We start from the raw sequence: 14889 nt of genomic DNA, 5'->3' as shown, positions 1-14889 counted from the left end.
TCCTCTCCTTTTAACATTTAAATTAATTATATTATTTTTTATAAACATCGCTTCCTTGATTGCGTTTACATCGATATAAGGTTAGACTTAACGGTGGTGAGGTGAAAAGTATGTACAATCATGATATTGATACTTTTATCATAGTTGCAGAAACTGGGAGCTTTTCAGCTGCTTCTAGAAAACTGTATATCTCAAAACCAGCTGTTACTCAACAGATTAATTTATTAGAAAGCAAACTGAATTGTAAACTTTTTAATCGCAACTCTCATGGTGTTGTACTAACAGAAGCTGGTAAGTTGTTTTTAATTCAAGCAAATAAATTTAAGCAAATAAGTTTAGAGACAGATCAGATTATGCAAGCATATCAAAATACAATCACTGTTGGTACAGGTTATCTTAGTACTACAGATTTGCTTGAACAATATTGGGCATCTTTCTCTAAAAGCAAAAATATAAAACTCAATTTTCAAGAAATTATCAATTACGAACAAATTCCTAGCAATATTGATTTAATCGAAGGTATTTATTCACAAGAACCTATACCTAAGCAAGGCTTTTTATTTAAAAAAGTATCTACTACTCCTTTAATGGTTGCCGTTCCGCCAGAAAATTTATTAGCAAAAAAAGATAAATTAGTTGTTTCAGATTTAAGTAATCAAAACGTTTTAATTATCAAAAATAATGTTTTAAAGCAATCAGAAAAAATTAAACAGTATCTACAAAAGAAGTGCAAAAAAATTCATTTAACTAGTTACTCTGTTTACAATAAAGCTAAAATTAATTTTGCACTTTTAGATAACAATTTATTTTTAATACATAAGTCATTAGCAAGTTCGTGTGCGCCATTTGTCGTCAAAAATATCAATTGGGATTTTGATGCTGATATTGGTTTTTTTTATCGCAGCAATGCAAATAGGCTTACCCAAAAATTTGTTGACCAAATTTAAATGATCTTTGATATTCAATAACATTTATCTTATAATCATACTGAAAAAAATCACAACAGGTTTTTTCAATATATATCACCTTTCATGAGAAAAATCATTTCTTAACCTCTTACGACAAACTAAAAAGCAGATCAGTTAAGTTTAAAAACTTAACTGATCTGCTTTTTTAACTAATATTATTTATTAAAAAATTGTCCTTTATTTTCCTGATAATACTTTTGATAACGACCATTATAATTATGGAACATATATTTCATTAATAGCCAGCGCTTAAAGTTACGATCCTTGTCATAAAACACTGTCGTACCATAGCGACCCTCATGAATTAATTCTTCCGCCAACTGCTTGGCATCATTATCTACTGCATATCGTTGGAAAACTTTAACTGGTAGCCCCAGCCACAAAACATGCTTAGACTTTAGTTTATTCCCATAAACAGTTTCTTTATCTTTTAAACTATCTTCAACATAATCTTCTACGTACCACTTAGCGAGATTATAATCATTCAAAGTGACATAAAAGCTAGAGCGACCTTGACGCAAGTTGATTTCAAAGAACTTATACTTGCCATCACGGGTATCATATTTAATATCAAAGTTGGCCATTCCAGTATAATTTAATTTTTCTAAGAATGCTTCAACTTGCTCATATAGCTTTTCATCATATTCAGGTAGAATCGCCATATAATTACCAATTGACTGCGGAGTCGGATCTTCTAAGAGCGGATGCCCCATGCACATCATCTTGACGTGATGATCCTTGTCAACATAAGCATTTAAAACACGCATGTTAGAATCATCTCCGGGAATAAAGTCCTGCAAAATCAGGTCTTCTTTATAGCCATTACCATAAATCTTGCCGATAATATCTTTTAATTCGGCTTCATTATGAATGGTAAACGCCTTTTTACGACCTTCAAATTGAACATCAAGCCAAGAAACTGGGTCTTCAGGCTTTAATTCCAGCGGATAACCAAAAGGAAGCTCTAAATAATTTTCTTCCTGATAGTCAGCCAATGTTACAATTTTTGTCTTTGGATAAGGCAAGCCATATTCTTCCGCAATTTGATAAAAGCCTTCTTTAGAAATCAATTTTTCTAAAAGATCATAGTCAATATACGGAACAACAAAAACGTCGCTTAACTCAGTCTTATGCTTAGAAAGCAGTTCTGCATAACCATCCCCACAAGCAATTAAAATTACCGGTTCCTGGTGGTCTTGATAAATTTTCATTTGTTCATACATGACATCCATAAAGGTCGGATCTGTACTAAAGCCATGATGTAATTCAACGTTTACAATTTTAGAATAACGCGTTGGTGCCAATTGGGTATCAGCTAATGCCTTAACTTTAATGCCATAGGCTTCATTAAATGATCGAGCCATACCATAAACATTAATATCACTACCAAGTAAGATGGGTGTAAATTGTTTCATTTTAAAAATCTGCTCCTATCAGACTAACTTTCCTTGCTCAATCAAGCTAGCTACTTCTGGTTGCACGTGCTGATACTTGGATACTGTTCCCTCATAATCAACAAAGAATAACTTATACCATACTAAAAAAGTATATATCGTCCAAATTTGACGCCGGTGCGTCCCATCGCCCTTATAATTATCATCTAATAATTGCAATATCTTATCTTGCTCAAAAATATCTTGGACAAAGTCTTCGCTGAATAATTCCCTTACTTGCTTATAAAAGCGTGGTTCTTGTAACCATTGTTTAATTGGTGTTGGAAAACCTAGTTTAGGACGTTTAGCCCATTCATCTGGCAATACTTTTTCAGAGGCCTTACGCAAAGCATACTTGGTGTCATGGCTATTAACCAAATAATCTGTCGGAATTGAATTAGCACGTTCTGCCATTTTCTTATCTAGGTAAGGAACTCGTAGTTCTAACGAGTGCGCCATTGAAATCTTATCAGCTTTTTGTTCAATATCGTTTAGCATAAAGTGATGCAAATCGATATATTGCATTTGGCGAACATTATCCAAATCTTTAACTTTCTTAAAGTCACTTTGATAAATGCCATTAACCGTTAACTGATTGCGATAAGATGGTCGCAAAATACTATTGGCATCTTTAGAAGTAAAAATAGTTGGGTAATCCATGTCATAGATGACGGACTGCCCTACATAAAATTCACTTGGTTGCGCCAAATTAGTATATAAATGCACTTTCCCTGGAAAGTTTGGCATTTTCTTTATCTTGCGCGCCAATTTTATTTTGGTGTTTTTAGGTAGTTTTACACATTGAGAAGTAAAAGCCTTAATTACACTGTTATGGGTGTGCATGCCATAATTAACATAACCTGCAAATAATTCATCAGCACCTTCACCAGATAATGCCACTGTGACGTGCTTCCGTGCCATTTTACATAGATACCATAAAGGAATAATTGACGGATTAGCATCTGGTTCATCCATATGGTATTGCATTTCTGCAAAATCATGCATTGCTTCATCAGCATTTACTTTATCTGAATAAAACTTCCATCCCTTAATATCGGCTAAGTCTTTTGCTTTAGACGCCTCATCATAAGTGGCATCATCAAAGGAAATTGAGAACACATCATCAGGATTTAAAATACTAGTAATGTAGCTTGAATCAACACCCTCAGATAAAAAGGCCCCTACCGGAACATCAGCATTATGGTACAGTTCAACTGTTTCTTTCAAATCCTCATCAATTTTCTTGACCGTTTCTTCAAAGCTAAGACTATTAGCCTTGTATTCGGCATCCCAATATTGATGAATTTTCATCTCGCCAGCTTTATATTCGAACCAATGCCCTGCCGGAAAACGGTGAATTCCTTTGAAGAACGTTTCACTTAAGTCATTGTATTGATTCATTAAATATGGCTTAACTGCCTCAGTATTGAGTCTACGTTTAAAACCAGGGAAAGCAAGAAAACTCTTGATTTCAGAGCCCATAATAAGATGACCATTGTCATTGCTGTAATATAATGGCTTGATACCAAAGAAGTCGCGAGCACCATACATTGTTTGGGTATTATCATCCCAAATAATAAAGGCAAACATTCCCCGAACCCGCTTGAGAAGACCATCCATGCCCCATTCTTCATATCCATGTAGTAAAACATCAGTATCTGATTTAGTTGTAAAGGTATGTCCAGCCGCAATTAGCTCTTCTCTTAGCGGCTTAAAATTATAAATTTCTCCGTTAAAAATAATTGCCCGCGTTTTGTCTTCGTTAAAAATTGGTTGGCTACCGCCACGCAAATCAATAATCGATAACCGTCTAAAACCCAGTGCGACTTTATCGTTAGTGTAAAGCCCATCTGAATTAGGACCACGGTGCTTAATTGTTGCCATCATTTTACCGATGGCGGCTTGCTTATCGTTTATTTCTGGATTATAAAATGCAACAATTCCGCACATAGTTTATCTTCCTTAAATTATTTCAAACATCTATTTTCCTTAGTCTAACTTTACTATTATAGGCTAAAAGGCAGCCAATTACCAAATTGCCCAACTTTCTTTACTAAATATAAAAAATTCTTCTCTTGCTAGCCGCGCCATAACCAAATACTTGAATACAGTGTCGACGTAAGTCAATATTTACCACGTAGCCAGCAAACTCAGTAGCGTGATCAATTTGCCGCTTCCAATTCTTATTGTACTTAGTGGTCAGAACATGGTTAGAACCCATCAAGGCTGAACAATTAAAGAGAATATATTGAATACCATTAATGCGATACTGGTCTTCAGTATGGCGATGACCACAAAAATAAGCAATGATGTGGGCATTTTTTATATTTGTAAAATCAAAATCATTTGCCAAACGAAACTCGGGCGGAATTCCACGACTAGAATGCATTTGTCCTTTTTCTCTTTGATTAAAGGCAACCAGCAACTCATGCAGCGATCGACCATTATACTTTAACGCATTTGATCCCTTACAATTAATCGGATTAGCATGACTCATCAAAACGATGCGCTTATTTGACGATTGCTGTAAGATTTCAATAATTTCTTCAATCTGATCTTCTCTAACTGCTAAAGTAATTTTCGCATCATACTTTTTATGTCCTTGAAGATCTAAATGATATGGAAGATCCGAAGTATTAACGCAAATAAAGCGCACATCGTCTACATCATAATAACAGACACCATGTTGGCGAGAAATATAATGCACATCTTTTTGAGCATACATCTGCGGCCACATAATTTTTTCAAATTCATTCTCTGGAAAAGAAGCCTTTAGGTCATGGTGCTCATCATATTTATCATTTTCGTCATGATTACCCTTGATCATCATATATGGCACGTCTGTCGATTTAAAGGAATCTCGCAGCTTAATTAACTCACTTTCACCCAAAAAGCCGGTATCAGAGCCATCAATCCAATCGCCCAAATGAAGCTTTAAATCAAGTATGCCTGATTGATCAAGATAAGAAAACTCTTTGACATGCGTTAGTCCATTCCAGCCATAAAAGTCCATACTATTAGAATCTTTAAAATGAGTATCAGTTATTACGCTCACATTAACGGAATTTTTACCTTGGCGAATATGTCTTCGAGTGCGCTGCAAAAATTGATCAAGATAGTCCTCTACAATATACCGTCGGCCCGTTTTAGTATTAACAAATGCACGATAACGTTCCAACTCAGGATTAAACTCTCGCACATACTCTGGTTCCAATTTATCTGAACTTTCTGAGCTAAGTGCTTGATGCAGAATATCATTTTCATCTTTATATACGATTAGAGTATACGGTTGACCATGAGGCGTTTGCTGCTCAGCACCAATATGATACTCGCCCACTGTCAAATAATCCTGCATTGGATCAAGTGGAATATTTTTTTTATTAAATAGCGCATGGTCTTTTATTCCGCTTAATTGATCAGCCAATCCTCTAACATATTTAAATACATTCATTTTTCGCCTCAGACTAAAGAAAAAAGCTGGGCATTATGCCGCAGCTTCAAAAACTATTTGTTATTTGCCAAAGCATAAGTTGCCAACCCAATTGACAAAAGCGCATCCTTAGACAAAACTGCTTGTAATTCCTTAGCCGCAATTGCTTGAACTGCACCAATTACTTTCAAGCTATATGTAACAACGTGAAAATCAACTATATTATTATAAAAATCATCTTCATAAGGATTTTCATGATTATATGTCAAATTGATTTCATTTTGATCAATAAAACCGTCAACATGATTTGTTAAAATACGATCATGCAAATCAGTCAATTGTTCAGATAAGTTAATCAAAGTCAGTTTATGATCACTTTCAGTCTCGTAATACTCTTCCTGCGTCATTTTAAGGTATTCTTTGATTGGCTTATGTAATACTTGCAGACTATCAATCGCCTGATAAACAGCCTCTGCATCAAAATCTGTCTCTTTATTTAAAATACTCTCTTGATTTGCGGCCAAATCATCGGCCAAAGTCATTATAGCTAACTTCTCCATGATATCCTCCTAAAGTTCATTCTATATTATACCAAAAAAACTACTAATGCACTTTTTGAAGGCGATTTTTTATAAAAGAATGATAAATATTAAAATTTATTATTTATTTAAATGAATAATACCTTTTTTTCGTATTTAATTGTAATAAAAATTGTGTTTTAGAAAGGGAAATTTATTATGTACCAAAATTTACGTTGCCCCTGGGGATGCAGCAATGATTCCATGATACAACAGTATCATGATCATGAATGGGGTAAATTGAATTTAAATGAGCAATATTTATATGAAATGCTTGTACTTGAGTTATTTCAATCTGGCCTCAATTGGGCTATTATTTTGCACAAACGGGAGAATTTTCATCGTGCTTTTAAGAATTTTGTTTTAGAAGATGTTGCCCAACTGACAGAAACTGATATTGCAATGCTGATGCAAGATCAGTCAATCATTCGCAATCGCCTAAAAATTTCGGCAGCAATTCAAAATGCTAAGGCCATTTTAACTATTGAAACCCAAAATGGCAGTTTTGCTCATTACTTACAAAATTTTATTAAAACACCCATCATTCATCATCCGCAGACAGCCAGCGAAGTACCAACAACGAGTGCACTTGCGATCAAATTATCAAAACAAATGAAAAAAGACGGTTTCACTTTTGTGGGGCCAATTACTATTTATTCTTACTTACAAGGAATCGGCTTAGTTAATGATCATCTTGAAAATTGTCCATTTAAATATCATGGCTAACAAAAAATGAACCGCGCAACACAGCGTGATTCACTCTTCTACATTATATTTATACTAGCTTTTTACGAATCCAACCTGAGATGCCATCAATCACAATTACCATTACAATGATTCCAAGTAAAATAACTCCTACTCGATTCCATTGCCGGTACTGTAATGCAATGATTAACGGGTAACCAATACCACCAGCTCCAACTAATCCGAGAATGGACGCTGAACGAATTGAAACATCAAAACGATAGAGCGTATTCGAAATTAGGGCAGGCATCAAATTTGGTAAAATTGAAAACATTACAACATTTGTTTTTGAACCACCAGCAGCAACTACAGCCTCATTTGGGCCGTCATCCAAGTTTTCGATTGCTTCTGAAAATAATTTTGCTAACATTCCAACAGAATGAAAGCCTAAAGCTAAAACCCCCGCAGCTGATCCTGGTCCTACTGCTTTAATAAACATTAATGCCAAAACAATCTCTGGAAAAGAACGGATAATTGCCAAGACAACTTTACCTACACGCGAGACATACCATCTTTTATATTTAGTATGTGCAGCCCAAAAGGCAAATGGTATGGAAATAATTGCCGAAATGAAAGTCCCCAGAAAAGCAATACAAATGGTTTCCCATAACTGGGAAACCAGGTCTTCACCGGTACCGTTATAGATATAAGACCAATCGGGATGGAAAATTCCAGAGAAAATCGCACCCGCAATTTGCCCAGCAGTTTCTTTAATACCACCAAAATCTATTCCAGTACATGACCAAACAATTATTCCAATTGTAATTAGTGATATTGCCCAGTGCACTATTCTTTTCTTTAAATCAACTGGTTTAGGAGGTAATTTTTTCATTGTAATATCCATTATTTCATTAACGCCTCCCGTGATTTAGATGAAACATAGTCAATTAAAACAACAACCAATATGATTACAATAATAATCGTTCCTGTTTTGGCATAATCAAAGACCTGCAGTGTCTGTTGCAAATATAACCCAATACCACCAGCTCCAATGTAACCTAACACAGTTGATGCTCTGACATTAATTTCAAAAGCATACAGACAGTATGAAATAAAATAAGTAATGACTTGCGGCAACACAGCAAAAACAATAATTTGCAATTTATTTGCGCCAACTGCTGTTAGGGCTTCAATGGGACCAGGGTCAATTGTTTCAATTGCCTCATAAAACAATTTAACAACAATTCCGAAAGTGCAAATTGCTAAAGCCAATATACCTGCAACAGGACCTATTCCAACAATAGCTACAAAAACCGCACCGAGCAACAAATCAGGAACTGTTCGAATAATATTCATAATGACCCGTAAAATACCAGTTATGGCCTTATTTTTTACAATGTTACGTGCAATTAGCAGTGAATAAATAAAAGCAAGAACAGAGCCAATGACTGTTCCCAAAACCGCCATTTTAATTGTTTCTAGTAATAGTGGAATTACCGTCTCCATGTATGCCCAATTAGGGTGCAACATTTGAACAAAAATGTCAGAAAACTGATCAAAATTGGTAAAAAAAGCATTTAAACTAGTTTTGGTAACACCAGTTGAAACAAACAAGCCACCAATAAAGATAATGAGCCAAACCAAATTCCAAAAATTAAATTTTTTGCGAGGTAAGGTCAGCAATTTTTCTTCGTCAGCATTAGTCATCTTGGTCACCACCACTATAAATTTGCGCAAAAGTTGACTCTGGAGTTTCACTCATCTTACCATCATAGATAATCTCGCCAGCTCGGACACCAATGACTCGTTTACCAAATTCGCGGGCAAGCTCAACGCTATGCAGGTTAATTATTACTGTCATTCCATGCTTTTCATTCAGCATTTTCAAATCCTGCATCACCCGCCGTGATGTTTGGGGATCAAGAGAAGCAGTGGGCTCATCAGCCAAAATGATATCTGGATTTTGTGTTAATACACGAGCAATCGCAACTCGTTGTTGTTGCCCACCAGACAACTCATCTGCACGTGAATAAACTTTGTCAGCTAAATCAACTTGTTGTAAGGCATCATAAGCACGTTGCTTGTCTTCTTTACTAAAGAGATTCAAGGTACTCTTCCAAGTTGGATAATAGCCTACTCGACCAGTTAACACATTACGTAAGACGCTCGAGCGCTTAACTAAGTTAAAGTTCTGGAAAATCATTCCGATGTTGCGCCGCAAAGTCCGCAATTCTTTCCCCTTGGCTTTTGTAATCGATTCACCATTAATTAAAATATCGCCTGCACTAATATCAATTAAGCGATTAATAGAACGCAACAGTGTTGACTTACCAGCGCCAGATAATCCTACAATAACTATAAATTCACCTTGATTAATCGTTAGATTGACGTCTTTTAAACCAACAACATCTTTCCCGTAAACTTTTTTAACATTTTTCAACTCAATTATTGGTTTAGCTGCAGAATCTGCCATTATATACTTCCTTTATTTTTTTGTTGATTCGATGATTTTTTCATATTTACGAACAGTATTGAAGTCGCTGTCCTTAGAAGTTACATAGCCTTCATGTGTATAAATACTTTCGATAATCTTTTTACCCTTCTTAGATTTACCAATGTCAATAAACGCTGCAGCTAGCTTTTTACGAAATGACTTAGACATGCTAGGTACAACTGAAATTGTGTCATTTGGTATTGGCTTAGTGAAGTAAATTGGAACAACTTGCTGCATAATTTTTGGATTATCATCCTTAACAATTGTTCGTGCATCTTCAAAGACGAATGCAGCATCAGTATCACCATTTAAGACATTCAAGACAGCTTGGTCTTGACCGGTAACTGTTACTAGCTTACATTTCTTAGGTACATCTAAACCTTTCTCTTTTAATTCGGCAATTGGATAAACATAGCCAGCTGAAGAAGTTGGACTTTGGACTGAAATTGACTTACCCTTTAAATCTTTCCATGACTTAATATTAGAGCCTTTTTTAACTACAATTTCAGAACGGTAGAAATTAACCAAATTCTTCGTTGGGCGTCCATCCGGTTGCTTTACACCATATCTTTGGGCTTGTAAAAGGACATCCGCTGCACCTTGGTTATGTGCTAACACATAACCATTTGGTGGCAAAAAGCCAACATCAACTTTCTTAGATTTCATTGCCTCAACCACTGTGTTGTAATCCGTTGACATTGAAACATGAACAGGAATACCTAACCGATCAGACAACATTTTTTCTAATGGCTTAGCCCGTGACTCCAACTTAGTTGCAGCCTGACTAGGTACAAATTGAACATTTAAAGACTTAGGTTCATCGCTACCTGCACTCTTCTTATTTGAGCCATTTGAGCAGGCAGTTGCCATTGTAGCCGCAATCAAAACAGCAACACCAGCTAATAATTTTCTAAATTTTTTCATCATGTCCTCCTAGACATAAAAAAAGACTTTAGCTAAAAACACAAATGTGAATTATACTAAGTCCTTCAATGACAACTTTAATCAAAAAACGAACAATACCTACATTTTGAAAGCAACGAAGAGACTTCCTCACAGGAAGGATAGTGAATGATGCGAATCGTTCACACTTCTGCATAGTCTACGTCTCCTTTCATTGCCTTATTATTATTCGTACCAAATAATAACAGAAATATCTTATTTAGCAAAGTAAATTTGCTGGAAACTTTTTGCTTTAAGCTGTCTAGCTTACTTTATATGCCCGTCTACTCTGGAGTAGCAATCTTATTTCTTATTAGCCGCAATGATTTTATTATATTTACGAATAATGTTGTAGTCGCTGTCTTGGGCATGAACATAACCCTCATGACTATAGACACTTTCAATAATGTGTTTCCCTTGCTCAGTCTTACTAATATCAATAAAGGCTTGGGCAAGTTTCTTCTGAAAATCTTTCGGCATATTAGGAACAACCGAAATTGTATCGTTAGGAATCGCCTTAGTGAAGTAAATTGGAATCACTTTGTCCATAATTTTTGGTTCATCGTTTTTTACAACATTTCGAGCATCTTCAAAAACGAATGCTGCATCTGTATCACCATTTAAAACGTTTAAAACACCTTGATCAGCACCTTTTACAGATACGATTTTACAACTCTTAGTGACATCAAGACCTTTTTGTTTCAATTCTGCAACAGGGAAAACATAGCCTGAATCTGAGGTGACGTCTTGAACCGAAATTGATTTTCCCTTTAAGTCTTTCCAAGTCTTAATCTTAGAGCCCTTCTTAACCAGAATTTCTCCACGATAAAACGTAACTAATTCTTTAGTTGCTACTCCACCTGGCTGCCTAATACCATAGCGTTCTGCTTTTAAAAGCAGATTAGCTGCACCTTGCTTATGCGCCATAATATAAGCATCGGATGGTAAGAAACCAACATCAACTTTTTTGGATTTCATAGCTTCAACTAAGCCATTATAGTCAGTCGACATTGAAACATGAACAGGAATGCCTAAGCGCTTTGATAGCAACTTTTCCATTGGTTTTGCGCGTGCTTGCAACTTATTTGCACCAACACTAGGAACAAATTGCACATTAAGTGATTTAGGTTCCGAACTACTTGAAGCTGTTTTTTTGTTTGAACAAGCAGTTGCACCAACTGCCAGTAATAGTACCAAAAATGCTAATATAAATTTTTTGATTTTAGTCATTTTATTTATGCTCCTATATAGAATTATTTTTTAAAATTAACCAACTGCCATGCTCGATTTTATACCAGTTCATTCTTGGCAGTGCCCGTAAATTTAAATACTTTTTGTTCTATCACTTTCTCCTTTTAAAGACTTAAAAACACCAGCAAAATCAGATCCGTTTTAGCTTATGCGATTAACTGCAAGAAAAATAAACGTACAATTTAGAAATTAATTTAAAAGCTAACTCTAAACAGAAAATCAGTTTTAAAGTATTAGTAGCGTTAAGTTGTTTTACGTTTATTTTATATAAATAATATCATTATTGTTCGTTAAAAACAATAAAATAAATAATATTTTTTATATATATAAATATATATTAGCAAAAAACGAACAATAAGTTTTAGATAATAAAAAGGGCATACAACTTTTTGCATGTCCTTTTTATTACCTATATTTGTAAACTTTACTTAAGTGGCTTGTTAGCAATATCCGTTCTGACAATTAAAACATCAGCTAACGCATGTTGATTAACATAAGACGTAACCGAACCCATCAACATTCTTTCAACCGCATTGAGACCTGTTGCACCCATGATAATCAAATTATTATGATGATCCTGAATAAAATCATAAGAAATAACTGCTTTGGGACTCCCATAGCGAATATGGTAGTCAATATCATCAAAGTTCAAGTTATCATGTGCCCATTTTTTTAGGCTCTGCATATATTTTTCAGCATCCTGTGTCATCTGATAGACCGTATCACCGGTAATTAACGTATCCTGCATTTCACCTAGAAATTGTCTGGTGTCAATTACATTTAAAATATCAATGTGAGCATTTTCTGTCATAGCAATTTTTACTGCTTTATCAAAAGATCTTTCAGCTGCTTCAGAGCCATCAACCGGAACTAAAATTTTTACTTTGTTCATACTCATGTCCTCATTCTTACTTTGCACTTAGTTTCATTCATTTTAACACAATTTTGGTAACAGTAATTTTTTTATAATTGTTTGCACGATAAATTATTGCTAGAATAAGTATTAAATGTCAGACGGTAAAAGGTGGAACAATTTATGACTGAAAATTTAAAAAAACATTTACTCCCAATCTCTAGCGGTCGAAACTTCCGTGAACTTGGCGGCTACACAACTAAGGACGGTAGAACCATTAAAATGCATAAGCTATTGCGAACAGCAAACTTAGCAACACTTAATGAAGCTGACCTTAAACTTCTACAAGAATATGGTGTTAAATATATCGTTGACTTCAGAAGTAAAGATGAAGTCGAAAACGAACCAGATCGTGTGCCTAATGAAGCAACGTACAATTTCGATCCCGTTTTTAGTGAAGACTTAACTAATGCTTCAAAAGGAATTGACGACATCATTAGCCAGAAAAATGATGACCCTAAAGCCGGATTTAATCATATGTTTCTTGCTTATGATGACATGATCAAGAGTGAGGCAGCTCAAAAATCGTACCGCCAATTTTTTGATATTCTGCTTGCAAATACCGAACCAGGCAAAAGCGTGATTTTTCATTGTACTGCTGGCAAGGATCGTACGGGTGTTGCTGCAATTCTCATATTGACTGTTTTAGGTGTACCTCTTGAGACAATCAGAGAAGATTATCTCTTTACTAATATCGCTACTAAAAACTTTGTCACCGAATTTCTGCAAAAAGCTAAAGCTGAAGGCGCTAATGACGTTACTTTAAGCGTCTTGCATGATCTGCAAACCGTTTGTCCAGAATATTTTAATTACGTAATAGAAACCATAAATAAAAATTATGGTAGCGTTGATAACTACTTACATAATATAATGAAATTGACTGATGATGAAATTGATCAGTTGCAACGTAATTATCTTGAGTAAATGAAGGAGTAGAGTAATGAGTAAAACAAAAACTGTCTATTTTGGTGCCGGATGGTTTAATGATAAGCAAAACAAAGCTTATCAAGATGCAATGGTCGCTTTAAAAGCCAATCCAACGATTAATCTTGAAAACAGTTACGTTCCTTTAGACCACCAATACAAAGGAATTAATGTTGCCGAACATCCAGAATATTTACATGATCGCGAATGGGCTACTGCTACTTACCGTGGTGATTTAACCGGAATTAAAGGCAGTGATATCATGATTGGGGTTTACCTTCCAGATGAAGAAGATGTTGGCTTGGGTATGGAATTAGGATATGCAATGTCTCAAGGTAAGTACATTATCTTAGTTATTCCCGACGAAGACTTTGGTAAATCTATTAATTTAATGAGCTGGGGCGTTTGCGATAATGCAATTAAAATTAGTGAGTTAAAAGACTTTGATTTTAACAAGCCTCGCTTCAATTTCTACGATGGTGGCGTTTATTAAAAAATTACCATTAGCAAAAAACCGCTTCATATGAAGCTAACCCCTAAAACTGGACGTTAGTTTTATATCATTTTACTTAAGGCTTGATTCCGATATTGAATCGGAGTTAAGCCTTTTAGTTTGTGCCGAATTCTATCTTCATTGTAATAACTTATCCATTCTTTCATCGCCTTAACCAATTGTTTCTTAGTATCAAAGTGATGTGTAAAATAATTCATTTCAACTTTCATAATGTGAAAGAAACTTTCCATAGCTGCATTATCATGACATGTAGCTCTTCGTGACATTTATGTTTTCGTAAAGCATGTCGATATGGATTAGATTGATATTGAATTCCTTGATCACTATGGATTGTCATTCGATAATTTAATAGCTTTGGTCTTGCAGTAAACACTCCCTCTAATCCTTCTAGAACATATCTTGTTAATGGACGATCGGTGATCGTATAACTAATAATTTCACCGCTGAATAAGTCCTTAAATGGCGATAAATATACACGATCACGGATAGTCATGTTCCCATATCTAAATTCACTAATATCAGTTACGACCTTTTGATATGGTCTATCAGTCTTAAACTTTTGATGGAACCGATTCTTAGCTTTCTTATTTTGTGGACCCTTTGAAGAATCATATTTACCGGCTCTCAGATTATATTTATTAGCTCCTAAATTGTTCTCACGCATTAAGCGTTGAACACGTTTATGATTAACCATTAGGTGATAAGTCATCCTCAGAGTATCAGTTACAGGCCAGTATCCATAACTGGCATGATGCTTC

General features: G+C 35.0%; 16 protein-coding genes. 4 read left to right on the top strand and 12 right to left on the bottom strand.

Going from position 1 to position 14889, the window contains the following annotated elements; translation table 11 throughout:
* The first annotated feature begins 110 nt into the window (after positions 1-110).
* Positions 111-947, top strand: a complete 837-nt coding sequence (locus ACYIAQ_RS02535; protein WP_483562449.1) for a LysR family transcriptional regulator — start codon at positions 111-113, stop codon at positions 945-947.
* 176 nt (positions 948-1123) lie between these two features.
* On the opposite strand, the gene ACYIAQ_RS02530 is transcribed toward ACYIAQ_RS02535, so the two are convergent.
* The 4 genes from ACYIAQ_RS02530 to ACYIAQ_RS02515 all read right to left on the bottom strand — a co-directional run bounded on the left by ACYIAQ_RS02530 (position 1124) and on the right by ACYIAQ_RS02515 (position 6391).
* Positions 1124-2383 (bottom strand): carboxylate--amine ligase, encoded by a 1260-nt coding sequence (locus ACYIAQ_RS02530; RefSeq protein WP_483562448.1) that lies wholly within the window; start codon positions 2381-2383, stop codon positions 1124-1126.
* 18 nt (positions 2384-2401) lie between these two features.
* The gene (gene asnB / locus ACYIAQ_RS02525; RefSeq protein ID WP_483562447.1) at positions 2402-4351 is read right to left on the bottom strand and encodes an asparagine synthase (glutamine-hydrolyzing); all 1950 of its coding nucleotides are present in this window, start codon (positions 4349-4351) and stop codon (positions 2402-2404) included.
* Between the two features lie 103 nt (positions 4352-4454).
* The gene (locus ACYIAQ_RS02520) at positions 4455-5852 is read right to left on the bottom strand and encodes a metallophosphoesterase (RefSeq protein ID WP_483562446.1); all 1398 of its coding nucleotides are present in this window, start codon (positions 5850-5852) and stop codon (positions 4455-4457) included.
* A 53-nt stretch (positions 5853-5905) separates the two neighbouring features.
* Positions 5906-6391: a hypothetical protein gene (locus ACYIAQ_RS02515; RefSeq protein WP_483562445.1), complete on the bottom strand. Its 486-nt coding sequence runs from the start codon at positions 6389-6391 to the stop codon at positions 5906-5908.
* A gap of 177 nt (positions 6392-6568) precedes the next feature.
* Here ACYIAQ_RS02515 and ACYIAQ_RS02510 point away from each other — a divergent pair, with 177 nt between their 5' ends.
* Positions 6569-7135, top strand: coding sequence for a DNA-3-methyladenine glycosylase I (locus ACYIAQ_RS02510; RefSeq protein WP_483562444.1), 567 nt, complete (start codon positions 6569-6571; stop codon positions 7133-7135).
* Positions 7136-7184: 49 nt separating this feature from the next.
* Here ACYIAQ_RS02510 and phnE (ACYIAQ_RS02505) read toward each other — a convergent pair whose 3' ends face one another.
* The 6 genes from phnE (ACYIAQ_RS02505) to ACYIAQ_RS02480 form a co-directional block, all read right to left on the bottom strand.
* Positions 7185-7997 carry a phosphonate ABC transporter, permease protein PhnE gene (gene phnE, locus ACYIAQ_RS02505; RefSeq protein ID WP_483562443.1) on the bottom strand — a complete coding sequence of 271 codons (813 nt, stop codon included), beginning with the start codon at positions 7995-7997 and terminating at the stop codon, positions 7185-7187.
* Positions 7997-8800: a phosphonate ABC transporter, permease protein PhnE gene (phnE, locus tag ACYIAQ_RS02500; protein WP_483562442.1), complete on the bottom strand. Its 804-nt coding sequence runs from the start codon at positions 8798-8800 to the stop codon at positions 7997-7999. The genes phnE (ACYIAQ_RS02505) and phnE (ACYIAQ_RS02500) overlap by 1 nt, the downstream gene beginning before the upstream one ends.
* A complete protein-coding gene (gene phnC / locus ACYIAQ_RS02495) occupies positions 8793-9566 on the bottom strand; it encodes a phosphonate ABC transporter ATP-binding protein (RefSeq protein ID WP_483562441.1) in 774 nt (257 codons plus the stop codon). The genes phnE (ACYIAQ_RS02500) and phnC overlap by 8 nt, the downstream gene beginning before the upstream one ends.
* A gap of 12 nt (positions 9567-9578) precedes the next feature.
* Positions 9579-10511, bottom strand: coding sequence for a phosphate/phosphite/phosphonate ABC transporter substrate-binding protein (gene phnD / locus ACYIAQ_RS02490; protein WP_483562440.1), 933 nt, complete (start codon positions 10509-10511; stop codon positions 9579-9581).
* 321 nt (positions 10512-10832) lie between these two features.
* Positions 10833-11759 (bottom strand): phosphate/phosphite/phosphonate ABC transporter substrate-binding protein, encoded by a 927-nt coding sequence (locus ACYIAQ_RS02485; protein WP_122019181.1) that lies wholly within the window; start codon positions 11757-11759, stop codon positions 10833-10835.
* A 445-nt stretch (positions 11760-12204) separates the two neighbouring features.
* On the bottom strand, positions 12205-12678 hold the full coding sequence (locus ACYIAQ_RS02480) for a universal stress protein (RefSeq protein ID WP_199688589.1): 474 nt from the start codon (positions 12676-12678) through the stop codon (positions 12205-12207).
* A gap of 138 nt (positions 12679-12816) precedes the next feature.
* Here ACYIAQ_RS02480 and ACYIAQ_RS02475 point away from each other — a divergent pair, with 138 nt between their 5' ends.
* Together ACYIAQ_RS02475 and ACYIAQ_RS02470 are read left to right on the top strand one after the other, a co-directional pair.
* Positions 12817-13617 carry a tyrosine-protein phosphatase gene (locus tag ACYIAQ_RS02475; RefSeq protein WP_483562439.1) on the top strand — a complete coding sequence of 267 codons (801 nt, stop codon included), beginning with the start codon at positions 12817-12819 and terminating at the stop codon, positions 13615-13617.
* A gap of 16 nt (positions 13618-13633) precedes the next feature.
* Positions 13634-14110 (top strand): nucleoside 2-deoxyribosyltransferase, encoded by a 477-nt coding sequence (locus ACYIAQ_RS02470; RefSeq protein ID WP_483562438.1) that lies wholly within the window; start codon positions 13634-13636, stop codon positions 14108-14110.
* Between the two features lie 62 nt (positions 14111-14172).
* Here the strand turns inward: ACYIAQ_RS02470 and ACYIAQ_RS02465 are convergent, their stop codons facing one another.
* On the bottom strand, positions 14173-14340 hold the full coding sequence (locus ACYIAQ_RS02465) for an IS3 family transposase (protein ID WP_483562437.1): 168 nt from the start codon (positions 14338-14340) through the stop codon (positions 14173-14175).
* On the bottom strand, positions 14337-14889 hold a 553-nt coding region (locus ACYIAQ_RS02460), incomplete at its 5' end, for a DDE-type integrase/transposase/recombinase (RefSeq protein WP_483562436.1). The genes ACYIAQ_RS02460 and ACYIAQ_RS02465, both read right to left, overlap by 4 nt.

The sequence above is a fragment of the Lactobacillus sp. X-49 genome, from assembly GCF_057063645.1.
Note: the sequence above shows the minus strand (reverse complement) of the source record. Positions and strands in the feature narration are given on the sequence as shown.